The sequence below is a fragment of the Nonomuraea sp. NPDC049637 genome (assembly GCF_040675235.1).
In the GTDB taxonomy this organism is placed as follows: domain Bacteria; phylum Actinomycetota; class Actinomycetes; order Streptosporangiales; family Streptosporangiaceae; genus Nonomuraea.
Genome location: NZ_JBFAOM010000024.1, coordinates 120,283 through 144,382 on the forward strand (window position 1 = coordinate 120,283; position 24,100 = coordinate 144,382).

At 74.8% G+C, this 24,100-nt stretch carries 19 protein-coding genes; 10 read left to right on the forward strand and 9 right to left on the reverse strand.

The window, feature by feature from the left end:
* Nucleotides 1-21: 21 nt before the first annotated feature.
* The 4 genes from AB0J71_RS29740 to AB0J71_RS29755 form a co-directional block, all read right to left on the reverse strand.
* Nucleotides 22-1,578 (reverse strand): beta-N-acetylhexosaminidase, encoded by a 1,557-nt coding sequence (locus AB0J71_RS29740; RefSeq protein ID WP_364417074.1) that lies wholly within the window; start codon nucleotides 1,576-1,578, stop codon nucleotides 22-24.
* 61 nt (nucleotides 1,579-1,639) lie between these two features.
* Nucleotides 1,640-5,710, reverse strand: coding sequence for a TIGR02680 family protein (locus AB0J71_RS29745; RefSeq protein WP_364417077.1), 4,071 nt, complete (start codon nucleotides 5,708-5,710; stop codon nucleotides 1,640-1,642).
* Nucleotides 5,707-6,900, reverse strand: coding sequence for a TIGR02678 family protein (locus AB0J71_RS29750; protein WP_364390546.1), 1,194 nt, complete (start codon nucleotides 6,898-6,900; stop codon nucleotides 5,707-5,709). Before AB0J71_RS29750 ends, AB0J71_RS29745 begins: the two co-directional genes overlap by 4 nt.
* The gene (locus AB0J71_RS29755) at nucleotides 6,897-8,534 is read right to left on the reverse strand and encodes a TIGR02677 family protein (RefSeq protein WP_364417079.1); all 1,638 of its coding nucleotides are present in this window, start codon (nucleotides 8,532-8,534) and stop codon (nucleotides 6,897-6,899) included. The genes AB0J71_RS29750 and AB0J71_RS29755 overlap by 4 nt, the downstream gene beginning before the upstream one ends.
* 179 nt (nucleotides 8,535-8,713) lie before the next feature.
* On the opposite strand from AB0J71_RS29755, the gene AB0J71_RS29760 reads away from it, so the two are divergent.
* Nucleotides 8,714-9,133, forward strand: a complete 420-nt coding sequence (locus AB0J71_RS29760; protein ID WP_352330618.1) for an SRPBCC family protein — start codon at nucleotides 8,714-8,716, stop codon at nucleotides 9,131-9,133.
* A gap of 41 nt (nucleotides 9,134-9,174) precedes the next feature.
* On the opposite strand, the gene AB0J71_RS29765 is transcribed toward AB0J71_RS29760, so the two are convergent.
* Entirely contained in the window at nucleotides 9,175-9,543 is a 369-nt protein-coding gene (locus tag AB0J71_RS29765) for a hypothetical protein (protein ID WP_364417081.1), read from the reverse strand.
* A 127-nt stretch (nucleotides 9,544-9,670) separates the two neighbouring features.
* Here AB0J71_RS29765 and AB0J71_RS29770 point away from each other — a divergent pair, with 127 nt between their 5' ends.
* The 7 genes from AB0J71_RS29770 to AB0J71_RS29800 all read left to right on the forward strand — a co-directional run bounded on the left by AB0J71_RS29770 (nucleotide 9,671) and on the right by AB0J71_RS29800 (nucleotide 17,536).
* Nucleotides 9,671-11,074: an alpha/beta hydrolase gene (locus AB0J71_RS29770; RefSeq protein ID WP_364417083.1), complete on the forward strand. Its 1,404-nt coding sequence runs from the start codon at nucleotides 9,671-9,673 to the stop codon at nucleotides 11,072-11,074.
* 145 nt (nucleotides 11,075-11,219) lie between these two features.
* Nucleotides 11,220-13,991 (forward strand): Na+/H+ antiporter subunit A, encoded by a 2,772-nt coding sequence (locus AB0J71_RS29775; protein WP_364417085.1) that lies wholly within the window; start codon nucleotides 11,220-11,222, stop codon nucleotides 13,989-13,991.
* Nucleotides 13,988-14,818 (forward strand): Na(+)/H(+) antiporter subunit C, encoded by an 831-nt coding sequence (locus AB0J71_RS29780; RefSeq protein ID WP_364417087.1) that lies wholly within the window; start codon nucleotides 13,988-13,990, stop codon nucleotides 14,816-14,818. Before AB0J71_RS29775 ends, AB0J71_RS29780 begins: the two co-directional genes overlap by 4 nt.
* Nucleotides 14,819-14,839: 21 nt before the next feature.
* The gene (locus tag AB0J71_RS29785; RefSeq protein ID WP_364417089.1) at nucleotides 14,840-16,408 is read left to right on the forward strand and encodes a Na+/H+ antiporter subunit D; all 1,569 of its coding nucleotides are present in this window, start codon (nucleotides 14,840-14,842) and stop codon (nucleotides 16,406-16,408) included.
* The gene (locus tag AB0J71_RS29790; protein ID WP_352327544.1) at nucleotides 16,405-16,947 is read left to right on the forward strand and encodes a Na+/H+ antiporter subunit E; all 543 of its coding nucleotides are present in this window, start codon (nucleotides 16,405-16,407) and stop codon (nucleotides 16,945-16,947) included. The genes AB0J71_RS29785 and AB0J71_RS29790 overlap by 4 nt, the downstream gene beginning before the upstream one ends.
* On the forward strand, nucleotides 16,944-17,204 hold the full coding sequence (locus AB0J71_RS29795) for a monovalent cation/H+ antiporter complex subunit F (protein ID WP_352327545.1): 261 nt from the start codon (nucleotides 16,944-16,946) through the stop codon (nucleotides 17,202-17,204). The genes AB0J71_RS29790 and AB0J71_RS29795 overlap by 4 nt, the downstream gene beginning before the upstream one ends.
* Nucleotides 17,201-17,536: a monovalent cation/H(+) antiporter subunit G gene (locus AB0J71_RS29800; RefSeq protein ID WP_352327546.1), complete on the forward strand. Its 336-nt coding sequence runs from the start codon at nucleotides 17,201-17,203 to the stop codon at nucleotides 17,534-17,536. Before AB0J71_RS29795 ends, AB0J71_RS29800 begins: the two co-directional genes overlap by 4 nt.
* On the opposite strand, the gene AB0J71_RS29805 is transcribed toward AB0J71_RS29800, so the two are convergent.
* The 4 genes from AB0J71_RS29805 to AB0J71_RS29820 all read right to left on the reverse strand — a co-directional run bounded on the left by AB0J71_RS29805 (nucleotide 17,488) and on the right by AB0J71_RS29820 (nucleotide 21,526).
* Nucleotides 17,488-17,985: a DUF6328 family protein gene (locus AB0J71_RS29805; RefSeq protein WP_352327547.1), complete on the reverse strand. Its 498-nt coding sequence runs from the start codon at nucleotides 17,983-17,985 to the stop codon at nucleotides 17,488-17,490. The genes AB0J71_RS29800 and AB0J71_RS29805 overlap by 49 nt on opposite strands.
* A gap of 66 nt (nucleotides 17,986-18,051) precedes the next feature.
* Nucleotides 18,052-20,073, reverse strand: a complete 2,022-nt coding sequence (locus AB0J71_RS29810) for a xanthine dehydrogenase family protein molybdopterin-binding subunit (protein WP_352327548.1) — start codon at nucleotides 20,071-20,073, stop codon at nucleotides 18,052-18,054.
* Complete coding sequence (locus AB0J71_RS29815) at nucleotides 20,070-21,041, reverse strand: xanthine dehydrogenase family protein subunit M (RefSeq protein ID WP_364417091.1); 972 nt, start codon at nucleotides 21,039-21,041, stop codon at nucleotides 20,070-20,072. Before AB0J71_RS29815 ends, AB0J71_RS29810 begins: the two co-directional genes overlap by 4 nt.
* Nucleotides 21,038-21,526, reverse strand: coding sequence for a 2Fe-2S iron-sulfur cluster-binding protein (locus AB0J71_RS29820; RefSeq protein ID WP_352327550.1), 489 nt, complete (start codon nucleotides 21,524-21,526; stop codon nucleotides 21,038-21,040). Before AB0J71_RS29820 ends, AB0J71_RS29815 begins: the two co-directional genes overlap by 4 nt.
* Nucleotides 21,527-21,659: 133 nt before the next feature.
* Between AB0J71_RS29820 and AB0J71_RS29825 the strand changes: the two genes are divergently transcribed.
* Together AB0J71_RS29825 and AB0J71_RS29830 are read left to right on the forward strand one after the other, a co-directional pair.
* On the forward strand, nucleotides 21,660-22,817 hold the full coding sequence (locus AB0J71_RS29825) for an acetate/propionate family kinase (protein WP_364417093.1): 1,158 nt from the start codon (nucleotides 21,660-21,662) through the stop codon (nucleotides 22,815-22,817).
* Complete coding sequence (locus AB0J71_RS29830) at nucleotides 22,810-24,066, forward strand: erythromycin esterase family protein (protein ID WP_364417095.1); 1,257 nt, start codon at nucleotides 22,810-22,812, stop codon at nucleotides 24,064-24,066. Before AB0J71_RS29825 ends, AB0J71_RS29830 begins: the two co-directional genes overlap by 8 nt.
* The last annotated feature ends 34 nt before the right edge of the window (nucleotides 24,067-24,100 follow it).

Consider the following 24,100-nt stretch of genomic DNA (forward strand, 5'->3'; position numbering starts at 1 on the left):
GCGCAGCTCCTGAGGGGGCTCCTACGAACCGGAGGGCCAGGCGATCTGGGTGGAGCGGTAGTAGGCGATCCCCATGACGCGCCAGCGCGGGCCCTGCGCGCCCAGCCGCTGCCGGAACGCGGTCCAGTCGTGCGTGGCGGAGGGGGACCAGCCCAGTTCGGCGAGCGCGGGCAGGCGGGGGAAGGCCATGTACTCGAGGTCGGCCGACGTCCTGAGCGTCTCGGTCCACAGCGGCGCCTCGACGCCGAGCACCTGCTCGGGCGGGAGCCGTCTGAGATAGGCGCCGGGATCCCAGCCGTAGGCGTCCTTGACCTCGATCGTGCCCGCCCAGGTCTGGCCGAGCGGGGTGCGCCGGTTGTACTTCATGTCCAGGTACGCCCGGCTGGCCGGGGACATGACGACCTTCCGGCCCGCCGTCGAGACCGCCGTCTCCGTGGGGTCGCTGCCCCAGTACTGGACGACCGTGGTGGGCAGCGGGGTGGCGTTGACGACGTCGTGCCAGCCGATCACGGTCTTGCCGTGGGCGGCCACGATGCCCTGCGCCCGGTCGACGAACGCCCGGTAGTCGGCCGGCGTGGTGGAGGACGCCTCGTCCCCGCCGATGTGCAGGTACGGGCCGGGGGTGAGCGCGGCCAGCTCGCCGATCACCTGGTCCACGAAGGTGTAGGTGAGCTCCTTGGACGTGCACAGCGAGCTGAACCCGACGTCCGTGCCGGTGTAGCGCGGCGGGGCGACGCCGTCGCAGGTGAGCTCGCCGTAGGAGGCGAGGGCGGCGTTGGTGTGCCCCGGCATGTCGATCTCCGGGATCACGGTGACGTTGCGCGCGGCGGCGTAGGCGACGATCTCCTGGTACTGGGCCTTGGTGTAGGAGCCGCCGGGATCGCCGCCGACCGCCGTGCCGCCGCCGTAGGAGGCCAGCCGGGGCCAGGAGTCGATCGCGATGCGCCAGCCCTGGTCGTCGGACAGGTGCAGGTGCAGGCGGTTGATCTTGTAGAGCGCGATCTGGTCGAGGTACCGCTCGACCGCGTCCACCGGGAAGAAGTGCCTGGCCACGTCGAGCATCGCGCCCCGCCAGGGGTAGCGCGGCCGGTCCACGACCCGGCCGCCCGGCACCGGCCAGGGGCCGGGCTGCACCGTCTCGGCCTCGGCGGCGTACGGGAGCAGCTGCCGGAGCGTCTGCACGCCGTCGAACAGCCCGGCGGGCCCGTTGGCCAGCACGACGATCCCGGTAGCGGTCACGTCGAGCTGGTACGCCTCCTCCCCGCCGGCGACCGTGCCCAGGCGCAGCGCGATCCCGTCCGCCGGCGGGGCCGTCACGATCGGGACCGGGTAGCCGGTCGAGCGGCGCAACCGCCGCGCGAGCTGCTCGCCCACCTCGGCCACGTCGGAGTACAGGGCCGTGGCGGCGGTGATCCGGTACGTCACCCCCGCCGCCGGGACCGCGCTCACCGGAGCGGGCACGATCGCGCCGAAGGCGACGGCGGCCGCCGCCGTGGCACTGGGCGAGACGGTCACCGAGGCAGGGATCGACAGGGCGAGCAGGGTCGTCAGCACGACCGCAGCGGTGCGGATCTTCATGACCGCCTCCCGAGGGTTGCCCCCACCATACGGACACGATCGCTGGTGGTAAAGAACCTTTCTAATCAAGGGTCTCGGTGGCGACGGTCCGGTAGCCGTTCCACACGAAGCGGGCCGTGGTCACCGCGTCGTCGCCGTCGCCGGTGATGAGCTGGTGGATGGCGATGCCGTCGAGCTCGCGGTATTCGCACCACTCGTGGTCGGAGGTGAGCACGAGGTCGAGCCCGAGGTTCACCAGCAGGTCGAAGACCTGGCCGCGGTTGGCCCGGTCGACGCCCACGAACACCTCGTCCAGCAGGATGAACCGGGGGCAGCCGGGGTCGGTGCGGTAGTGGGCGGCCACGGCGGCGAACAGCGGCAGGTGCAGGGCGATGGCCTTCTCGCCGCCGGACAGGGCGCCGTGCAGCTTCCTGGTCAGGTCCTGCCAGCCCTGGCCGTCGCCGCGGTCGAGGCGGACCACGAACCGGTGCCAGGACGTGTAGTCCAGCACCTTCATGAGCTGGTCCTCCCAGCCGGCCGAGGAGTTGTCGGCGCGCGCCTCCTCGACGCGGTCACGGAAGAAGGCGTACAGGGCCTCGCGGTCGGCCTCGCTCAGCCCGGCCGGGTCGCGCAGCAGCAGCTCGCGGGCCGCGCGGGTGGCCGGTGACTGGGTGGGATCGACCTGCCACACCAGGCGCACCGCGACCCCCGAGGCCGTGCGGACGCGTTCGAGCCGCTGGTTCATGCCCTCGACCAGCGCGGCGGCCTGGCGGATGCGGTCGGCCAGGTGCCGTCGCGTGTCGCCGGCGAGCGTGCGGTCGAACAGGTCGCGCTCGGCCTCGGTGATGTCGCCGCGCCGCTCGTCGCGCTCGCCGCGCAGCGCCCTGCCCAGCGCCGCCGCGCCCGCCCGCACGCCGCCTGCGGTGGCGGTCAGCACCTGGACGTCCTCGTCGGGTGCCAGCTCCAGCTCGGCGCGGCCGGCCAGGATCTCCCTGGCGTGGTGGAAGGCGTCCCGCAGGCGGGCCTCGGCCTCCCTGACGGTTCGTCGCTCGTACGGCACCTCCGCGAGCCGTCCGGCCACGTCCCCCGCCGCCTCCAGCACCGCGCGCACCCCGGCGTCGGGGGCGAGGCCGGCCGGCACGCCGGCGTCGGCGGCCAGGTGGCCGGCCAGCAGGCGGCGCAGGCGTTCGCAGGCCGCCTCGCGGACGCGCCCGGCCTCGGCGTGCTTCTCCTCGGCCTGAGCCAGCTCGCCCCTGAGCCGGCCCAGGCGCGCGTTGAGCCGGGCCGTGTCGTCGTGGATGGTCCGGATCAGGCGGCGGCAGCTCTGGTGGGCGGTCTGGGCGTCCTGGAGCCGGCCGAGCAGGTCGAGGTCCTCGCCACCGGCCGCGGGCTCGACGGCGGCCAGCTTCTCGGCCAGCACGACGGCCGCGTCGGCCGCCTCCTCGGCCCGTTCCATCGCGCGTACGGCCAGGTCCTGGTACTCGCGGGCGGTCTCGGCCGCCTGGCCGGCGCGTTCCCTGGCCGCGCGGGCGTCGCCGCGCCGGTCGTGCCAGACGGCGCCGGTGGTCTCGGCGGCGCGCAGGGCGGCCTCCAGCCGGTCGAGCGCGGGCCGCGCGGCGGGCAGGGCGTGCCGGGCGGCCAGCTCGGTGAGCCGGCGCAGCGACCTGCCCACCTCCTTCTCGCGCTCGTGCAGGCGCTGCTCGTGGGCGCGGAGCTGGTCCTGCAGCAGGGCGACCTTGCCCACGGCCGCGTCCAGCGCCCGCGCGGCGCCGTCGTACGGCCTCCTGTCGGGCCGCCGCCGCAGCTCGGCCGCGAGCGTGTCGCGGTCGCCGGCCAGCACCCTGAACAGGTGGTCGCACTCGGCGATCGTGCCGGCCAGGTCGGAGAGCCGGTCGTCCAGTTCGGCGACGCGGCGGCGCAGGGCGCGCTCGCGGGCGGCGTCGCCGATGTAGGAGGGCTCCGGCTTGACCCAGCGCCCGGCGGCCGGGCCGAGCCGCCAGGTGCCGTCGGCGCCGACGGCCGCCGGGTGGTCGAGGCCGAGCGCCGTGGGGGCGAAGGCGACGCCCGCGAGCACCCGCTCGGCCGAGACGGGCGCGCCCGGCTGGGCGGACAGCACGGCGGACAGGCTCTGGCCGGGCGCGGGCCGGGCCAGCGCGGAGGCGGCGAAGGCGTCGTGCTCGCCGGGGTCCATGCCGCCGTCGGGCAGCAGCCACAGGTCGAGCAGGCCGGAGGCTTCGAGCGCCGCCTCGACGCCCGCCTGGGTGACCGGGTCGACGCCGGAGCGGAAGGCGAGCGCCCGCCACAGCGGCATGCCGGGCCGTCCGGAGCGGGAGGCGGGGCGGGCGTGCGAGGGGGGCGGCTCCAGGGCGGTCCGGTCGGCCAGGCGTTCGCGTTCGCGGGCCAGTTCGGCGCGTTCGGCGTGCAGCCGGTCGCGCAGGCCGGTCAGGTGGTGCTCGCGGGCGGCCAGCCGGACCGCGGCCGCCGTGCGCGCCGCGCCGACCAGCTCGTCGGCCTGGTCGCAGCGGTCGGCGAGGCCCGCCAGCTCCTCTGGGTCGAGCCGGAGGTGCACGCAGCCGCGGGCCCATTCCTCCAGGGCGGCGGCCAGGTCGCGGGCGCGCTCCTCGCGGGTCGCGGCCGCCTGGTCGTGGGCGGCGGTCGCGGCCGCCAGGTCGTCGCGGACGCGGTCGCGGTCGTGCTCGGCCGTGGTGCGGCGGCCGATCGCCTCCTCGTGCTCGACGGCCGCCGCCGCGACCTCGCGCATCTGGCCGGCGCGGCTGGTGACGGCGGCGCGCAGCAGCTCGCGGGCGCGGCGCACGGACTCCTCGCCGTCGTCGCCCCGCTCCCCCTCGCCGCCCGGCTGAGCGCCCGAGTGATCAGGAACCGGGCGTTCGCACTCCAGGTGGACCGAGAGCAGCCCGGCGCGCTCGGCGGCCCGGCGGGCCTCGGCGCGGGCGCGGTCGGCCAGCCCGGTGGCGGCGCGGGCGACGGCCGCCGCGCGCAGCGACAGCTCCTGCCTGGCCGACGCGCTGCGGGCGGCCGCCCCGGCCTGGTCGCGCAGCCCGGCCGCCGACTCGTGCGCCTCGCGCGCCTGCGTGCGCAGCCGGTGCAGGTCGTGCCCGGACCGGTACGCCTCGCTCTCCTTCAGCCCGTCGATCTGCGCGGCCAGGGCCAGCTCCTGCGCCTCCTCCTCCGACAGCCGGACGGCCGCGGCGGCCAGCTCGTCGCCGGCCTGCTTGAGGGCCTCCCGTCCGGCCTTGACCTCGGCGGCGAGGGCGTCGACGGCCTGCCCGGCGTCCAGGGCCGCGGCGGCGGCCGCGCGCAGCACCTTCTGGGCGTAGCCGCGCTGGACGTCGGCCAGCCGGTCGGCCTCCCGCACGTCGCGGTCGAGCAGGCGCAGCTCCTCGCGCTGCCGGTCGAGCCGCTCGAACCCGTCGGCGATCTCGTGGATCTCGCCCTCGCCGAGCGGCGGCAGGGCGCTGGACAGCAGGTCGGACAGCAGGCCGGGGTCGAGGCGTTCGGACAGTTTGGGGGTGCGCAGCTGGCGCAGCGCGGTGAGCAGGCAGTCGTAGCGCTGTTCGTTGAGCGCGCTGTAGAGGGTGCCGCGCACGACGGCGCGGTAGGCGTCGGCGGACTCGTGGACCGTCCCGGCCTCGCCCAGTTCGTCGGCGAGCTGGGCCCTGGTGAGCGGCTGGCCGCCGTCGCCGGTGAGCCGGACGCCGCCGGGCAGGCCGACGCGGGAGCCGGTGGTGAAGTAGGCGGCGGTGACGTTCTTGGTGTGGGCGGTGGCCTGGAGACGGGCGCCGCAGGTGAACCAGCGGCCGTCGGCGTGCTGGAACTCCAGCCACACGTAGCCGACGCGGGTGACGCCGCTCGCGCCCTCGCCCATGAGGTTCCAGTGCATGGTCCGCTCGGTGCCGCCGAACGTGGACAGCCTGCTGGGCTTGAGGCTGGCGTCCAGCACGTACGGCAGGAGCAGTTCCAGCACCTTGGACTTGCCGCTGCCGTTGGGCCCGCGCAGCAGCAGCCTGCCCCGGTGGAACTCGAACACCTCGTCGTGGTAGCGCCACACGTTGAGGATCCCGGCGCGTACGGGGATCCAGCGCCGGTCCGTGCCCTGGGCGGTGCGGGCGGGCGTGAGCTCGGTGACGGTCATGCGTCCTCCGTGTCGGCCGGGCCGCGATCGACCCGGTAGCGGGCTCCGGCGGGCAGCGCGGCCACCCGGTCGCCGGTACGGCGGGCCAGCCCGAACATGCCGAGCACCTCCAGCGCGTCGGCCGCCAGGCGGGGCGCGCCGCCGTCCGACTGGTAGGACCTGGCCCACTGGGGGAAGCGCCGCAGCAGCCCGGCGGCCTCCTCGTCGAGGCGTCCGGCGGGCAGCGGACCGGCGGTGACCAGCAGGTCGAGCAGGAGCAGGGCGGCGACCTTGGCAGGGCCGCCGTCGTCGGGGAACCTCGTGTCGGTGGCGGTGGCCTCGGTGTCGACGAGCAACAGCCCCTCGGCGCGTTCCTCCAGGACGAACCCGGCCTCCTCGGCGGCCCTGCGGATCATCCGGCGGCCGGTGAGCGAGGCGGCGTAGGCGGCCTGGGCGGGGGTCAGCTCGTCGCGGTAGACGACGGGCTCGTCGAGCAGGCGGCGGATGACGGAGTGGCGGGCCCACAGGGCGCGCTGGGTCTCCGTCGGCTCGTCGCCGCCGTAGCGGGCCTCGACGGTGAGCGCCGCGGCGGGGGTTGCGGGGGTGCCGGGCAGGCTGGAGGGCGGGACGGGGGCGGCCAGCAGCCTGATCACGCGGGTGGTGTCCACGCGGTAGAGCACCTTGGCGTCCTCGTCGCCGAGGTAGGCGTCGGTCGTGCCGTCGGTGGGGGTGATCGCGCCGTGCCGTTCGAGCAGCTTGAGCGCGTCGACGAAGGCGGCCCGCTCGTCCGCGCTGACCGGGTCGAACGGGGGCACGCCGGGCTCGACCGCCGCCGCCCGGGCCACCCGTCCGGCCAGCATGCCGATCGTGGTGACCGGCGCGGCGAGCAGTTCGGCCGCGCACAGGCACAGCAGCGTGTAGCGGCGGCGGTCGAACGGCGGGCCGCCGGGACGGCGGCGGGCCGGGCGGGTGGCCGTCGGCCGCGACCCGACCTTCACCAGGCGGGCGTAGCCCTCGCGGGGCTCCACGACCAGCCGCCAGCCGCAGAAGTAGTCGAACCACCGGGTCAGCGGCTCTCGCCGTTTCCTGATCACCGTGAAGGCGGCGGGCTCGTCGTCCGCCGTGAGGAAGGGCCGGGCGAGGAGGGTCCTGATCGCGCGGGCGATCTCCTCCTTCTCCGCCCTGACGAGCTGGTTGGCCAGGCTGCTCATGCCCCTTCGGCCCTCCCGTGGTCGCGGGCGCCCGGGGAGCACACGTCGAGCAGGTAGTCGGGGCCGCGGAACCAGCCCTCGGACGTGCGCAGCACCGCGACCGCGCCGTCGCCGGGGGCCCGCAGCACGACCTCGACCCGGCCGTCGGAGGTGACGGCCCGGCGCAGGCCGGTGGCGTCGGGACGGGCGGCCAGGGCCCGGCCCAGCAGGTCGAGCAGCCGGCCGAGGGTGTCGTGGTCGAGCGCGCCGAGCTGGGACAGCCGGACCGAGCCGGTGGTGGCCAGCGCCTGCCAGGCGGCCTCCAGCCCGGCGTGCTCCTTCTCGGCGCGGGCGCGGCGCTCGGCGCGCAGGGCGGCCACGTCGCGCACCCGTCCGGTACGGCCCATGCGCTCGGTCCTGCCCCGCGAGCGCAGCAGCGCCGAGACCGCCACCGGCCCGGCCTCGGCCCAGGGCGTCCCGGCGGGGACGAGCTCGGCGTCGGCGTGCCCGAGGTGGGCGTGCCGGGCGGGGCCGAGGCCGAAGGCGGCGTCCCAGAGCCGGTGGGCGTCGTCCTCGCCCGGCGCGGTGGCGAACCAGCGGGCCAGCGCGCGGAAGTCGGCGGCGGCGCCGGAGGCGGGGCGGCGGGCGGCGGTGACGCGGTCGAGCAGCCCGAGCAGGGTGACGATGGCCTCGCCGGCGACCTCCTGCAGCCGCCGCAACCGCGGCCCGCCCCCGCTCCCGGCCCCGCCGCTCTCGGCGCCACCCCTCTCGACGCCACCGCTCCCGGTGCCGCTGGCGAGGTCGGGGGGGGGGGCGAGGCCGGGGTCGAACCACTGGCGCAGCTCGGCCCAGGCGGCGGCGCGGGCCGCCAGCCACGGCGTGGCCAGGTCGGTTCCGGGGATCCGGGGCAGGTCGGCGCCGGCCAGGGCGCGGGTGTGCAGGACGCCGACGCCCCGCGCGGCCACGCCGCGCAGCGCCCGCGCCACCGTCTCGCCGCGCTGCTCCAGCCCGGTCACGAACTCCTGGAGGTAGGCCACGGTGGCCGCCTCCGCCTCGTGGAACGTGCCAAACCCGGCGCCGTCGGCGCGCAGCAGCCGCCGCAGCTCGCCGTTGAGCCGCACGGTGTCGCGGCGCAGCCCGTCGAGGTGGCACTCCAGCTCCCGCAGGCAGGTGAACACCCTTCGGTCGCGGCCGGGGTCGGGGTCGGCCAGCAGCGCCTCCAGCTCCTCCAGCCGGTCGGCGACCGCGTCGAGCACGGCGGGGTGCGCACTCCCCGAGACCGGTGTCGCGGTGGCCAGTGTCGCCGACGCCTCCCGCAGCCCGGCGTGGGCGGCCTCGCCCTGGGCGGTCAGGGCGTAGCGCAGGTTCCTGCGTTCGTACTCCTCGGCGGTCGCGAAGCCGGCGGCGTGGTCGAAGACGACCTCCACCAGCCTCCAGCCGGCCAGCTGGCGCAGCGCGCCGGTGAGGTCGTGGTCGCCGACGGGGGCGTACCAGCCGCCGGCGCGCAGCCGGTCGCGGACCTCGCCGGCGGTCAGCGCGGGCTCCAGGCGCTCGGCGGCGGCGCCGAGGACGTCGAGGAGGGCCGTGTGCAGATCCGCCCGCTCGGTGGTGGCGAACCGGAACATCTCCGGCGGCACTCGTGGCAGCTCCGCCATCGCGCCGTTCTCCCCTCTCGCCGCGGTTTCACCGGAGCCACCGTAGTGGCAGAGACGGCCACCGCGGGGGCCGGTTTGCGAGCAGATGCCACGGGTATGGTCGCCGCGTTCGGCTGCCGGTGGCAGGCGGCGCGGTCCGCGCCCGGTACGGCGGCATTCGAGAGAGACGGGGGCCCGGGATGGCGGAGATCGAGGCGACGCGCGGGATGCCGGCCGACAGCATGATCGTGTTCGGGGTGGCGTCCGACGTCGAGCTGATGGACCGGTGGCTGCCGCAGGGGTTGTGGGTCGGCGACGGTGGGGCGGGCACCGTCGAGGCGGGCGGCGAGCTGGTGCCCGGCAGCGGGCGGCACGAGGGGCTGTTCCGCGCCCAGGAGGACCAGCTCCGGGTGGAGTGGGGCGGCCGCGACCACCCCGACTACGCGGGCTGGCTGCAGGTGTCCGACTCGGCGGCCGGCACGAGCGAGGTCACCGTGCACCTGTCGCTGCTCGACGAGCCCGCCTCCAGCGCCAGGGTCGGCGAGGTGCGCGAGCTGCTCGACCGCTCACTCGACCGGCTGGCCGACGAGGTCACCCGCCGGGTCTCCGAGGGCGGCTGAACACCGGTGGGCGGGCGGGGGCGGGCCCGCCCCTCCGGGGGTCAGGCGTCCTCGCGGTCCGGGTTCTCCAGCCGGAAGAAGTTGCTCTGCTTGCCGTCCTTCTTGTGCTCCTGGTAGATGAAGTTCAGTTTCCGCTGGTCGAAGGTCTCGAACCACTCCTCCCAGGTGATCTCCGCCAGGTCGTCGCCGCCGTAGCCGGGGAAGTCGAAGCGGAGCACGCCCGCCCTGCCCTGGTGCTCGGTGCCGGGCACGGTCGCGGGCTTGGCGCCGCGTTCCTGCGCCCACTGCTGGATCACGTCGTGGTCGGTGGTGACGAGACTGCGGCCGGGCCGCTCCTCGTGCTCGTCGGTCGAGGTGACGTGCTGCTCGTACTTGTGCTCGCCCTCGACGGGACGGTTCTGCTGCGACATGGCGGCCTGTTCCCCCTGGTAGTCGTGCGGATGACCTGCTCGATACCCAGCCCGGCGCGCTTCTTGCAGACGATCTGTGCCACCACGCTTAAAGGGGCTCGCAAGGTATCCCCTTCAACTTTTGATTATGCGACGTTTAATCACGATTCTTTCCCCCGTACTCGCCGCTCTGATCGCCGCGGCCGGCCTGTCCGGCGCCGCGGAGGCGGCCGCGAACGGCGGGCTCAACGCCTATTACGGTCAGCGTCTGGCCTGGTCGGGGTGCGGCAGCGGGTTCCAGTGCGCGAAATTGACGGTCCCGCTCGACTACGCGAAGCCCGGCGGCCGGCGGATCAGCATCGCCATGGTCCGGCTGCCCGCGACCGGCCGGCGGATCGGCTCGATCGTGCTGAACTTCGGCGGTCCGGGCGGCGCCGGCACGACCCTCCTGAAGGCCGACAGGACCGTCATGTCGGCCGCCGTCCGGCAGCACTTCGACGTGGTCAGCTTCGACCCGCGCGGCGTGGGCGCCTCCGCCCCCGTACGCTGCCTGTCCCCCCTCGGCCTGGACGCCTACTTCGCCGCCGACCCCACCCCCGACAACGCGGCCGAGGTCAAGCGGGCCAAGGCGTGGATGAAGATCTTCGCCCAGGGCTGCGCGGCCAACTCCGGCAAGCAGCTGCTCGCGCACGTCGGCACCGGCGAGGTCGCCCGCGACCTGGACGTGATGCGGGCCGCCCTGGGCGAGGCCCGCCTGACCTACTTCGGCTTCTCCTACGGCACCTACCTGGGCGCCCGCTACGCCGACCTGTTCCCCACCCGGATCCGGGCCATGGTGCTCGACGGCGCCGAGGACCCCGGCCAGACGCTCGCCGAGTTCGGCGCGGCGCAGGAGCGGGGGTTCCGGCTGGCGCGCGAGTCGTTCCTGCGCGACTGCTTCCGGGCCAGGAACTGCCCGTTCCCCCGGCACACCGTCGCCGCCGCGACCAGGCGGCTGGAGGCGCTCTACCAGCGGGCCGACCGGGCGCCGCTGCGCAACGACGGCGACAGCAGGCAGGTCAACGAGGCCATCCTGCGGGCGGGCGTCAACCAGGCCATGTACGCCAAGGACAGCTGGCCCTACCTGCGCCAGGCGCTCACCCTCGCCTTCAAGGGCGACGGCACGGCCATGCTCGCCCTGGCCGACGTCAACCACGGACGCCGTCCCGACGGCAGCTACGACAACAGCGGCGAGGCGCTGGCGGCCGTCAACTGCCTGGACCATCCCGAGCAGCGCTGCGCGTACTGGCCGGTCAAGGGCAAGGGGTTCACCAGAAAGGTGCGCGCCCACGGGTCGCCGCCGATCGTGGTGGTGGGCACGACGCGTGACCCGGCAACGCCGTACGAGCTGGCCAGGCGGCTGGCCGGGCAGCTGGAGCACGGCGTGCTGCTGACCCACGACGGCGACGGGCACACGGCGTACAAGGGCGGCTCGTCCTGCCTGGACCGGCAGATCGACCAGTACGTGATCACGGCTCGCGCGCCGCGCCCGGGAGCCTGCGCGAAGCTCTGACGGCGCAGGCCCGGTCCCTCACCCGCTCATGGGCGGGTGAGGGACTGGTGACGTTCGGGTCAACCCTGGCCGCGCCTGCGCGGCGGGCACGACCGGGCGGGAGAGATTGGGCGGACGTAGCCGGAAATTCCCGCCCGAGGAGCCCATGGAGTCGCTGCTGGTCCTGCACGCGCTCGCGGCGGTCTGCGCTCCCTGGCTGGCCCGGCGCATGGGACGGGCCTCCTTCCTGCTGCTGGCCGTGGCGCCCGGCGCGGGTTTCGCGTACACGGTGTGGCTGGGGGTGCGGGGGCTGCCGGCGCGGGAGGACACCCGCTGGGCGCCCGCGCTCGGGCTGGAGCTGTCCTTCCGGGCCGACACGCTGACCCTGCTGATGATGGCGCTGGTCACCGGCGTGGGCGTGCTGGTCCTGGTCTACAGCGTGCGCTACTTCCCGGCCGGCGACGACGGCCTGGGCCGCTACGGCGGCGCGATGACCGCCTTCGCCGGGTCGATGCTCGGGCTGGTCACCGCCGACAACCTGCTCCTGCTGTACGTCTTCTGGGAGCTGACCACCGTCTTCTCCTACCTGCTGATCGGCTACCACCCGGAGAGCCGGGCGAGCCGGCGGGCCGCGATGAAGGCGCTGACGGTGACCACGCTGGGCGGGCTGGCGATGCTGGCCGGGTTCGTGGTGGTCGGCCAGGCGGCGGGCACGTACACGCTGTCGGGGGTCGTCGCACGGCCGCCGCAGGCCGGCCCGCTGGCCGCCGGGCTGGTGCTGGTGCTGGCCGGGGCGTTGTCGAAGTCGGCGATCTTCCCGTTCAGCACGTGGCTGCCGGCCGCGATGGCGGCGCCCACGCCGGTGTCGGCGTACCTGCACGCGGCGGCCATGGTCAAGGCCGGGGTGTACCTGGTGGCCAGGCTCGGGCCGGCGTTCGGGGACGTGCCGCTGTGGCGGGCGGTCGCGGTGCCGCTCGGCGTGCTGACGATGCTGCTGGGCGGCTGGCGGGCGCTGCGCGAGACGGACCTGAAACGGCTGCTGGCCTACGGCACGGTCAGCCAGCTCGGTTTCCTGATCACGCTGTTCGGTTCGGGCACCCGGGGCGCGGCGCTGGCCGGGGTGGGCATGCTGGCCGCGCACGCGTTGTTCAAGGCCGCGCTGTTCCTGGTCGTGGGCGTCGTCGACCACGCGACCGGCACCCGTGAGCTGCGCGAGCTGAGCGGGGTCGGCCGGTCGATGCCGTGGGTGTGCGCGGCCGCGGTGCTGGCGGGTGCGTCGATGGCGGGGCTGCCGCCGTTCGCGGGGTTCGCCGGCAAGGAGGCGGCGCTGGAGGCGCTGCTGGACCGGCCGCTCGTGCTGGCGGGGGTGGTGGCGGGGTCGGCGCTGACGGCGGCGTACACGCTGCGGTTCCTGTGGGGGGCCTTCGCCGCCAAGCCGGGCGTGCCGGCCACGCCGGCGCACCGGACGGCGGCGGCCATGTTCGCGCCCACCGCGCTGCTGGCGGTGCTCGGCCTGGCGCTGGCGCCCTTCGCCTCCTGGTACGGCGGCGCGATGTCGGGCTACACCGGCACCTTCCGCGACCCCGGCCACGCCACGCACCTGGCGATGTGGGCCGGCCCGTCCCCCGCGCTGCTGCTGTCGGCGGTGGCGCTGGCGGCCGGGGTGCTGCTGTTCCTGGCCAGGGAGCCGGTGGCCAGGGCGGGAGCGGCGCTGCACGTGCTGGACTCGACGCAGATCTTCTGGTCGCTCGTCCGCCGGCTGGACCGGTTCGCCGTCCAGGCCACCGGCTTCGTCCAGCGCGGTTCGCTGCCCGACTACCTGCTGCTCACGCTGGCCGCCACGACCGGCGTCGGCGTGTTCGCCGTCGCCTACGGCGGCGTGCCGCACCTGGACGTGCCGGTCGTCGCCTGGGAGCGCGTGGAGCAGCCGGTGCTGGCGGTCCTGATCACCGCGGCGGCGGCGCTGGCGCTGTTCGCCCGCGCCTACATCCTGCTGGCCGTGGTCGTCGGCGTCATCGGGTACGGCACCGCGCTGCTGTTCCTCGCGCACGGCTCGCCCGACCTGGCGCTGACCCAGTTCCTGGCCGAGACGCTGGCCCTGGTGGTGTTCGCCCTGGTGCTGCGGCGGCTGCCGGTGACCCCGGTCAGGGCCCGGCTGCCGCGGCCGTTCCGGTTCGGGCTCGGGCTGGCCGTGGGGGTGGTGGTGACGGGGGCGGGCATGCTGGCCACCGGCGCGCGGAGCACCTGGGCCGTGGGGTCGCTGATGCCCGCCGCGGCGCGCGAGGCGGGGGCGCGCAACATCGTCAGCGCGATCATCCTGGACATCCGGGCCTGGGACACGCTGGGCGAGAGCACGGTGCTGGTCGTGCTGACGCTGGGCGTGACGAGCCTGGTGTTCCTGCGGCGCAGGACGTACGAGATCGAGCGGGACGACCGCGGCCGGGTGCCCGCCGAGCGCACGCACTGGCTGTCCTCGACGCTGCCGCGCGGCCAGCGGGCCGTGGCCTTCGAGGTGGCGGCCCGGCTGACCTTCCACACGGTGCTCGTGCTCTCGGTGTTCCTGCTGTTCGTCGGGCACAGCGGCGTCGGCGGCGGGTTCGCCGGCGGCATCGTGGCCGGGCTGGCGATCACCGTGCGCTACCTGGCCGGCGGCCGGTACGAGCTGGCCGCGGCGGTCCCGGTGCACGCGGGCGTGCTGATGGGCGCCGGGCTGACCCTGTCGACCGGCACGGCGCTGGCCGGGCTGCTGTTCGGGCGGGCGGCGCTGGACATGCTGGCGGCCGACGTGCACCTGCCGCTGGTCGGCAGCCTGCACGTGTCCACGGGCCTGCTGTTCGACCTCGGCGTGTACGTCTCGGTCACCGGCATGGTCCAGGACGTGCTGCGCGGCCTCGGCGCCGAGCTGGACCGGCAGATCGAGGCGGAGGAGAGCTCGTGACGATCTCCCTGGCGCCGTTCCTGTGCTGCTGCGTGATGATCACGACCGGCGTGACGCTGCTGCTGGAGCGGAGCCTGGTGCGGGTGCTGGCCGGGGTCGTCGTGCTGGGCAACGGCGTGAACCTGCTGATCGTCACCGCGGGCGGGAACGCCGGCGGGCCGCCCATCCTGGGCAGCACGCCGGTGGCGGACATGGCCGATCCGCTGCCGCAGGCGATGGTGCTCACCGCCATCGTGATCACCCTGGGCGTGACGGCGTTCGTGCTGGCCATGGTGCACCGGTCGTGGCAGCTCACCGGCAGCGACGAGGTCCAGGACGACACCGAGGACCGGCGCGTACGGCTGCGGGCCAGGCGCGGCGAGCTGAGCCACGCCCTGCGCACCCGGCAGGACGCCTACCGGCGGCTGGTCGTGGAGCAGCGGGCGGAGCTGGCCCGACTGGAGGCCGAGCAGGCCGAGCGGGAGCGGCTGCAGGAGGCCGACCTGGAACGCCGGATCGCCCGCGTGCACACCGAGCTGGAGGAGTGGATGCGCACCCGGATGGCCGAAGGGCTGTCGGAGGAGGAGCTGCAACGCGGCTTCGAGGAGGCCGGGCAGCGGGACCTGCCGGGCGAGGAGGCCACGGCCGGCGACAACGCCGAGCGCATCGACGAGCTGCGCCGCGAGCACACCCGGCGGCGGGCCGAGCAGGCGGCCGGCGAGCGGGAGCTGCGCCAGCGGATCAAGGCCAGGCAGCGCGACGCCCGCAGGCAGATGCGCTCGGCCATCCGCGCGGAGCGGGCCCGCCAGGCGCTGGCCAACGACCCCGAACTGGAGGGCGACGACTAGTGGCAGGCAGGGGCGGACCCCGTGGGTGACCTGGTCGAGCTGCGCGGGCTGGTGTGCGTGCCGGTGCTGCTGCCGCTGCTGGCGGCCGGGATCAAGCTGGCGATCGGCGGGCGGCTGCGGCACCTGCAGTCGGCCATCAGCCTCACCACGCTGGGCATCTCGCTGGCGGTCTCGGTGCTGCTGCTCGCGCACGCCGACACGGACGGCCCGCTGGTGACCGAGCTGGGCGGCTGGGCCTCGCCGGTCGGGATCTGCCTGGTGGCCGACCGGCTCTCGACGCTGGTGCTGGTGGTGTCGTCGGCGGTGACGCTCTGCGTGATGGTGTACTCGATCGCCAACGCCTACGACGAGGCCGAGCACGACGCGCCGATGGCGATCTTCCATCCGGCGTTCCTGGTCATGGTGGCGGGCGTGGCGGACGCGTTCCTGTCCGGTGACCTGTTCAACCTGTTCGTCGCGTTCGAGATGCTGCTGAGCGGCTCGTACGTGCTGCTGACCTTCGGCGGGACCGAGTCCAGGATGCGGGCGGGGGCCACGTACACGCTGATGGCGCTGGCGTCGTCGATGTTGTTCCTGATCGCGCTGGCGGTGACCTACGGCGCGACGGGCACATTGTCGATGGCGCAGCTCGCCGAGCGCTTCGGCACGCTGCCCCCGCAGGTCAAGCTGCTGGTCGAGCTGACGCTGCTGCTGGCGTTCGCGATCAAGGCGGCGATCTTCCCGGTGTCGGCGTGGCTGCCGGACTCCTACCCGACCGCGCCCGCGCCGGCCACGGCCGTGTTCGCCGGCCTGCTCACGAAGGTGGGCGTGTACGCGATCATCCGGCTGGAGGCGCTGCTGTTCCCCGGCGGGCCGGTCTCCACGCTGCTGATGGCGGTGGCGCTGGCCACGATGCTGGCCGGCGTGCTGGGCGCGGTGGCGCAGACCGACATCAAGCGCATGTTGTCCTTCACGCTGGTCAGCCACATCGGCTACATGGTGTTCGGGGTGGCGCTGTCGACGGTGGCGGGCCTGGCGGGCGCGGTGTTCTACATCGTCCACCACATCACCGTGCAGACGAGCCTGTTCCTGGTGACGGGGCTGATCGAGCGGCGCACCGGCACCACGTCGGTCAACCGGCTGGGCGGGCTGATGAGGACCGCGCCGGTGCTGGGCGTGCTGTTCTTCGTGCCCGCGATGAACCTGTCGGGCATCCCGCCGATGTCGGGGTTCCTGGGCAAGCTGCTGCTGGTGCAGGCGGGCCTGGACAAGGGCGGCCCGGCGGCGCTCGTGCTGGTGGCGGGCGGGCTGCTCACCAGCCTGCTGACGCTGTACGCGATCGCGAAGACGTGGGGCAAGGCGTTCTGGCGGGCGCCGCGCGAGGAGCGGCTGGGCCAGGTGATGGAGAGCGAGGAGGCGACGGGTGAGGAGCCGGTGGTGACGACGACGGCGCTGCCGCCCGTGCTGCTGGGCGCGACGGCGGCGCTGGTGGCGCTGGGGCTGTCGTTCACGGTGCTGGCCGGGCCGCTGGCGGCGCTGACGCAGCGGGTGGCCACGGAGCTGAGCGAGCGGCAGACGTACATCACCGCGGTGCTGGGGACCCAGCGGTGAGCGCCGGGCTGCTCGCGCCGCGGCTGTTCGGCCGGCGGGTGCCGCTGCCGCTGGTGGCGTGGCTGACGCTGGTGTGGGTGACGCTGTGGGGCGAGTTGTCGGCGGGGAACGTGCTGGGCGGGCTGGCGACCGCGCTGGTGGTGACGTGGCTGCTGCCGCTGCCCGTCCTGGACCCGGGGATCAGGGTGCGGCCGCTGCCGCTGGCGCGGTTCCTGCTGTGGTTCGGGTGGGACATGCTGCTCTCGACCGTGCGGGTGGTGGCGTGGGTGGTGCGGCCCGGCGATCCGCCCACGCAGCTGGTCCTGGTGCGGCTGCGCACGTCGTCGGAGTCGATGACCGTGATGATCATGGTGGCGTTGTCCACGATGCCGGGGAGCCTGGTGGTGGAGGCGTACATGGACAGGAGAGAGCTGATGCTGCACGTGCTGGGGCTGGCCGGCGAGGGCGTCCCGGACGCGGTCCGCAGGGACCTGGCCGCGCTGGAGTCGCGCATCGTGGCCGCGTTCGGCACCCGCGCCGACCGGGAGGAGCTGCGGTGAGCGCGGTGTACCTGGTGACGATCGCGCTGCTCGGCGGCGGGGCGGCGGCCACGTTGTGGCGGGTCGGGCGCGGGCCCTCGATGCTGGACCGCGCGGTCGCCCTCGACGTGCTGACGTCGCTGGCGATGTGCGCGGTGGGGCTGTTCGCGGTGGTCAGGGACGACTACTCCGACCTGCCGGTGCTCCAGGTGCTGTCGTTGCTGGGGTTCGTGGGGTCGGTGTCGCTGGCCCGGTTCTTCCCGGGGCGGTCGGGGTGAGCGTCCTGGACGGCGTGATGGAGGCCGGGGCGGCGGTCTGCCTGGTGCTCGGTGCCGTGCTGGCGTTGTCGGCGGGCGCCGGGCTGGTGCGCTTCCGCACGACGCTCGACCGCATGCACGCCGGCACCAAGCCGCAGGTGCTCGGCGTGCTGCTGGTGCTGGCCGCGATGTGGCTGCACCGGCCCACCTGGTGGAACGCCGGGCCGCTGCTGATCGTGGGGGCCTCGCAGGTGATCACCGTGTCGGTGGCGGCGTACATGGTGGGGCGGGCGGCCTACTCGCGTCAGTCGTCGCGGGACGAGACCGAGATGCCGCCCTCGGAGGAGGACTGATCGCCCCTGCGGTCGAGGGCGGGCTGGCCGAACCAGGTCCAGGCGGCCAGCCCGGCCAGGATGCCGGCGGTGACCCAGGCCAGGGTGGAGTGGAACAGGTAGTCGATCACCAGCATGGTGGCCGTGGTCATCGACACCACCAGGGCGAGCGCTCCTAACAGGCCGTAGGTGTTGGACCGGCGTACCAGCCTCTCCTTGTGGCCCTGCCGGAACAGCACGCGGTGCTGGGCGGTCGGCGCGATGTAGCAGATCGACGCGACGGCGGCGCTGACCAGCGCGGCGAAGTAGAGCCAGCGGTCGGTCTGGTCCAGCTTGACGAAGCCGGGCGAGAAGGGGACGGTCAGCAGGAACGCGAACAGCACCTGCACGCCGGTCACCGCGACGCGGGCGCCCTGCAGCAGTTCGACGAAGTTGCGGTCGGCGCGTTCCTCGTGCGACTCGTTCTTCACTCGGCCTCCTTGTCGGGTGTTCTCCTCTTCCTTGGCGGAGGCCGGTCGAAACATGGATCGTCGAGTTCAGGTGAGGATCTTGGCGGGGGTGATGGGCAGGTCGCGCACCCGCCGGCCGGTGGCGTGGTGAACGGCGTTGCCGATCGCGGCGGCGGTGCCCACGATGCCGATCTCGCCGATGCCCTTGGAGCCCATCGGGTTGAGCAGGCCGTCCTGCTCGTCGATCCAGACGGCCTCGATCGCCGGCACGTCGGCGCAGGCCGGCACGTGGTACTGGGCCAGGTCGCGGCGCAGGAAGCCGCCGAACTCGTCGTCGGTCAGCGTCTCCTCCATCAGCGCCATCCCCACGCCCATGGTCATCCCGCCGACGAACTGCGACCTGGCCAGCCTGGCGTCCAGGATGCGGCCGGCGGCGAACACGCCGAGCAGGCGCGACAGGCGGATCTCGCCCGTCACGGAGCTGACCCTGACCTCGGCGAACTGGGCGCCGAAGGCGTGCCTGGCCAGCTCCTCGTCGGCCTTGACCTCCTCGGTGGTGTCGGCGGACCCCTCGCCGCCGTCGGCCCGCAGCGCCTCGCAGGCCCGTACGACGGCCGAGCCCCACGACGCCGTGCCCATCGAGCCGCCCGCGACGGGGGCGGCGGGCAGGTCGCTGTCGCCGAGCTCGACGTGCACCCGGCCGGGGGCGACGCCGAGGCAGTCGGCCGCGATCCTGGTGAGCACGGTCCGGGCGCCGGTGCCGATGTCGGCGGCGGCCACCCGGATGACGAAGTCGCCGTCGCGCACGGTCGCGGTGGCCTGCGACGGGCCGCGCCTGGCCGGGTAGGTGGAGGCGGCCACGCCGGTGCCGACCAGCCACTCCCCCTCGCGCCGGACGCCGGGCTGCGGGTCGCGGCGGTCCCAGCCGAAGCGGCGGGCGCCCTCGCGCAGGCAGGTCACCAGGCTGCGGGAGCTGAAGGGCAGGCCGCCGTCCGGCTCGGTCGTGGGCTCGTTGCGGATGCGCAGCTCGACGGGGTCGATCCCGGCCGCCTCGGCCAGCTCGTCCATCGCCGACTCCAGGGCGTACATGCCGGGGCACTCGCCGGGGGCGCGCATCCAGGACGGGGTGGCGACGTCGAGGCGGACGAGCCGGTGCGCGGTGCGCAGCGCGGGCGTGGCGTACATGACGCGGCCCGGGGTGGCGGCCTGCTCGGCGAACTCGACGATCCTGCTGGACTGCACGTACGCCGTGTGCTCGACCGCGGTGAGCCGGCCCTCGGCGTCCGCGCCGAGCCGCAGCCGCTGGACGGTGGGCGTGCGGTAGCCGGTGAGGTCGAACATCTGCTGCCGGGTGAAGACGACCTTGACCGGCCGCCCGGCGGCCCGCGCAGCCAGGGCGGCGAGCACGGCGTTCGGCCTGGTGGTGCCCTTGGAGCCGAAGCCGCCGCCGACGTGCCTGGACACCACGCGCACCTGCTCGGCGGGCAGGCCGAGGGTCTTGGCGATGCTGTCCCGGTCGCCGCTGGCGCCCTGGGTCGAGTCGTAGACCAGCAGCCGGCCGTCGTCGGCCCACACGGCCACCGCGGCGTGCGGCTCCATCGCGTTGTTGTGCAGGGGCGGCGTCGTGTACGTCACGTCCACGGCCGACGCGGCGGCGGCCAGCCCGGCCTCCACGTCGCCCTTGCCGGTGTCGGGCGGCAGGTTCGGGTTGACCACCTCGGGCCGGTAGAGGTCCGGGTGGTCGGCGCGCAGCCGCACGTCGTGGACCTGCGGCTCATAGGCGACGCGGACGGCGTCGGCGGCGGCGCGGGCCTGGTCGTAGGTCCCGGCGACGACGGCGGCCACGAGCTGGCCCCGGTAGACGACGTCCCGGGAGCGGAACAGCGCCAGCTCGGGGTCGGCGTCCTCGGCCAGGTCGGGCGGGTCCTCGACGGACAGCACGGCGAGCACGCCCGGCATGGCCAGCGCCTGCCCGGCGTCCACCCCGGTCACCCGGCCCCTGGCGACCGTGGACTGCACCGGGTAGCAGTAGGCGACGCCCTCGACCGGGTACTCGGCGGCGTACGTGGCCAGCCCGGTGACCTTGACGCGCCCCTCGATGCGGTTCACGGCGTCAGCTCCTCCAGCGTGCGGACGATCAGGTTGCGCGCCAGCGGCAGCTTGAACGCGTTGCGCGGCAGCGGGCGGGCCTGGTCGAGCTCGGCCTCGGCGGCCCGCAGGTACGCCTCCCCCGTGGCGGGACCGCCGATGATCTCCCGTTCGGCGCGTTCGGCCCGCCAGGGCGCGTGGGCCACGCCGCCGAGCGCGATGCGGCAGCCGGTCACCACGCCGTCCCAGCGCACGTCGAGCACGGCGGCGATGGACACCAGCGCGAACGCGAACGAGGCCCGCTCGCGCACCTTGCGGTAGAGGGAGGCGCCCGGCGGCGGCGCGGGCAGCTCGACGGCGGTGATCAGCATGCCGGGTTCGAGCACGGTGTCGCGCTCGGGCTCGTCGCCGGGCAGGCGGTGCAGGCCGGGCATGGGGATGATCCGGTCGCCGGCCGGGCCGGTGACGTGCACCTCGGCGTCGAGCGCGGCCAGCGCCACGGCCATGTCCGAGGGGTGGGTGGCCACGCAGGCGTCGGAGGCGCCGAGCACGGCCAGGTTGCCGTGGTCGCCCGCGATCGCGGGGCAGCCGGTGCCGGGCTCGCGCTTGTTGCACGGCCTGGTGACGTCCTGGAAGTAGGGGCAGCGGGTGCGTTGCAGCAGGTTGCCGGCCACCGTGGCCATGTTCCTGACCTGGCCGGACGCGCCGGTCAGCACGGCCCTGGCGAGCATCGGGTAGCGGGCGCGGACGAGCGGGTCGGCCGCCAGGTCGCTGTTGCGCACCGCCGCGCCGATCCGCAGCCGGTCGCGTACGGGCTCGACGGCGTCCAGCGGCAGGCGGCTGACGTCCACCAAGTGGTCGGGGGCGGCCACGCCGAGGCGCATGAGGTCGACCAGGTTGGTGCCGCCGCCCAGGTACATCGTGCCGGGGCCGTACCGGCCGACCGCGTCCGACGGGCTCTGGGCGCGGACGTAGTCGAACGGCTTCACCGGGCCACCTCGCCGATCGCGGCCACGATGCCGGGATAGGCGCCGCACCGGCACAGGTTTCCGCTCATGCGTTCTCTGATCTCCTCGGGCGTCAGGTCCGGGTCGAGGAGGAGGTCGGCGGTGACGGCGCTCGGCCCGGGCTCGCCCAGCATGCCGACCGCCGAGCAGAGCTGGCCGGGCGTGCAGTAGCCGCACTGGAAGGCGTCGTGCTCGATGAACGCGGCCTGCAGCGGATGCAACTGCTCGCCCGCGGCCAGCCCCTCGACGGTGACGATCTCGCTGCCGTCCACCGCCACGGCCAGCGCCAGGCAGGAGTTGGCCCGGCGGCCGTCGATGAGCACCGTGCACGCGCCGCACTGGCCGTGGTCGCAGCCCTTCTTGGAGCCGGTCAGGCCGAGCCGTTCGCGCAGCAGGTCGAGCAAGGAGATCCTGGGGTCGACGGCCACGGTGTGCGGCACGCCGTTCACCTGCAGGGTGATGTCCATAGGCGCTCGCCTACCCGGCCACCGCCGGGGGCAACCACGGGCTCGGACATCTCGGGGTAAAGGTGACGGAGTCCAGGTGTCGGGCCGCGGGCGGCGGGTAGCCGGGGAGAGGAGTCGGGCCGCGGAGGGGTGCATGGGGCGAGCGTTCGACGAGCAGATGGCGGAGTCCGAGGCGGTGCTCACCGTCAACGCGGGCTCGTCGAGCCTGCGCCTCGACCTCGTGCAGGGCGGCTGCGTGCTGGACAGCGCGCACGCCGAGCGGGCCGCCGACCCCGGCTCGGCGCGCGAGGAGCTGGCGGCGTTCCTGGGCGGCCACTTCGACCGCGACATCCGCGCGGTGGCGCACCGGCTGGTGCACGGCGGCGACGTCGTCCGCGCGCCCACGGTCGCCGACGACGAGACCGTCGAGGCGCTGCGCGGCGTCGTGAGCCTGGCGCCGCTGCACCTGCCGCCCGCGCTGGCGCTGCTGGAGGCGGCCCGCGAGCAGCTTCCCGCCGTGCCGCACGTGCTCTGCCCCGACACGGCCTTCCACGCCGGCCTGCCCGACGCCGCCGCCGTCTACGCCCTGCCGCGCGAGTGGCGCGACCGGTACGGCCTGCGCCGCTACGGCTTCCACGGCCTGTCCTACGCCTGGACCGCCGACCGGGTGGCCGAGCTGCTCGGCCGGCCGCTCGCCGACCTGGAGCTGGTGCTGACCCACCTGGGCGGCGGCTCGTCGGTGTGCGCGGTGTCGGGCGGGCGCAGCGTGGACACCTCGATGGGGTTCACCCCGCTGGACGGCGTCCCGATGAGCAAGCGTTCGGGCAGCGTCGATCCCGGGATGCTGATGTGGCTGCTGTCGCAGGGCCACCTGTCGGCCGGCGAGCTGGGCGAGGGCCTGCAACGCCGGTCCGGGCTGTTCGGGCTGTCCGGCGGCCGCTCGGGCGACACCCGCGAGCTGGTCGAGGCCGAACGCGCCGGCGACGCCGAGGCCGCCCTGGCCCTGGAGGTGTTCTGCCACCGGGTGAGCCGGGAGATCGCCGCCGCCGCCACGTCGCTGTCCCGGATCGACGCGCTGGTGTTCACCGGCGAGATCGGCTGGGACCAGCCCGAGGTGCGCGAGGCGGTCTGCCGCCGGCTCGGGCTGCTCGGCGTCGAGCCGCCCGAGTCCGGCAACCGGCACGACGACGGCCCGGTCAGCGGGCCGGGCGCCGCCGTGCCCGTCCTGGTCGTCCAGGTGCGCGAGGAGCTCCAGCTCGCCCGCGAATGCCTGGGCGTCTTCCGGCCGGCAGAGGAGGACGGCTATGGATGACGTCACCCGCTCGGCGCTGCGGCTGTCGGGCGAACAGGACCTCGACCCGCTGCTCGACCGCGTCGGCGAGGCCGGTCTCGTGCTGATCGGCGAGGCCAGTCACGGCACCCACGACTTCTACACCTGGCGGGCCGCGCTCACCCGCCGCCTGATCGCCGAGAAGGGCTTCGGGTTCGTCGCCGTCGAGGGCGACTGGCCCGACTGCGAGCGCGTCCACCGCGCGGTCACCCGCGACGGCGAGGACCCCTTCGACGCCCTGTACGCCTACCAGCGCTGGCCCGCGTTCATGTGGGCCAACGAGGAGGTCGCCGAGTTCTGCCGCTGGCTGCGCCGCTGGAACGCGGCCCTGCCGCCGCAGGAGCGCGTCGGCTTCCACGGCCTCGACGTCTACAGCCTCTGGGAGTCCCTGCGCGCCGTGCGCCGCTACGCCGCCGACCACCTGCCCGGCCAGCTCGGCACGGTGATGGAGGCCCTGTACTGCTTCGAGTCCTACGGCCACGACCCGCAGCGGTACGGCCTGGAGACCCGCCTGGTCCCCGACTCCTGCGAGAACGAGGTCGTGGAGCTGCTCAGGGCGGTCGTGGCGGCCGCGCCCGCCGGCGAGGACGGCTTCGAGGCCCGGCAGAACGCCGAGGTCGTGGCCGGGGCCGAGAGCTACTACCGGACCATGGTCGGCGGCGGCCCCGATTCGTGGAACGTCAGGGACGTGCACATGGCCGACACCCTCGACCGGCTGACCGCCTTCTACGGGACCAAGGGCGTGGTGTGGGCGCACAACACGCACGTCGGCGACGCCCGCGCCACCGACATGGCCGCCGCCGGCATGACCAACCTCGGCCAGCTGGCCCGCGAGCGGCACGGCGAGGACGTCGTCCTGGTCGGCTTCGGCGGCTACCGGGGGACGGTGGTGGCCGGGGCGAGCTGGGGCACGCGGGCGCACGTCATGCCCGTCCCGCCGGCCCGGCCCGGATCGCTGGAGGCGCTGCTGCACGACGCGCTCGGCGGCGAGCGCGCCCTGTTCGTGACGCCCCCGCGGCCCCGTCCGCGCTGGTTCGACCAGCCGCTGGACCACCGCGCGATCGGCGTCGTCTACCGGCCCGAGCGCGAGAAGTGGGGCAACTACGTGCCCACCGCGCTCGGCAACCGCTACGACGCCTTCATCTGGCTGGACGTCACCGAGGCCCTGCACCCGCTGCACGCCGAGCCGTGGGACGACGTCGAGCCGGAGACCTATCCCAGCGCCATGTGACGGACTGTCGGTGGCGGATGGTTTGATCGCTGCT

Excerpts from the sequence above, each read along its gene's own strand:
- AB0J71_RS29750 (WP_364390546.1), bottom strand. The coding sequence starts at position 6,900 with ATGAGCAGCCTGGCCAACCAGCTCGTCAGGGCGGAGAAGGAGGAGATC.
- AB0J71_RS29760 (WP_352330618.1), top strand. The coding sequence starts at position 8,714 with ATGGCGGAGATCGAGGCGACGCGCGGGATGCCGGCCGACAGCATGATC.
- AB0J71_RS29830 (WP_364417095.1), top strand. The coding sequence starts at position 22,810 with ATGGATGACGTCACCCGCTCGGCGCTGCGGCTGTCGGGCGAACAGGAC.
- AB0J71_RS29770 (WP_364417083.1), top strand. The coding sequence starts at position 9,671 with ATGCGACGTTTAATCACGATTCTTTCCCCCGTACTCGCCGCTCTGATC.
- AB0J71_RS29820 (WP_352327550.1), bottom strand. The coding sequence starts at position 21,526 with ATGGACATCACCCTGCAGGTGAACGGCGTGCCGCACACCGTGGCCGTC.
- AB0J71_RS29755 (WP_364417079.1), bottom strand. The coding sequence starts at position 8,534 with ATGGCGGAGCTGCCACGAGTGCCGCCGGAGATGTTCCGGTTCGCCACC.
- AB0J71_RS29745 (WP_364417077.1), bottom strand. The coding sequence starts at position 5,710 with ATGACCGTCACCGAGCTCACGCCCGCCCGCACCGCCCAGGGCACGGAC.
- AB0J71_RS29765 (WP_364417081.1), bottom strand. The coding sequence starts at position 9,543 with ATGTCGCAGCAGAACCGTCCCGTCGAGGGCGAGCACAAGTACGAGCAG.
- AB0J71_RS29740 (WP_364417074.1), bottom strand. The coding sequence starts at position 1,578 with ATGAAGATCCGCACCGCTGCGGTCGTGCTGACGACCCTGCTCGCCCTG.
- AB0J71_RS29775 (WP_364417085.1), top strand. The coding sequence starts at position 11,220 with ATGGAGTCGCTGCTGGTCCTGCACGCGCTCGCGGCGGTCTGCGCTCCC.
- AB0J71_RS29825 (WP_364417093.1), top strand. The coding sequence starts at position 21,660 with ATGGGGCGAGCGTTCGACGAGCAGATGGCGGAGTCCGAGGCGGTGCTC.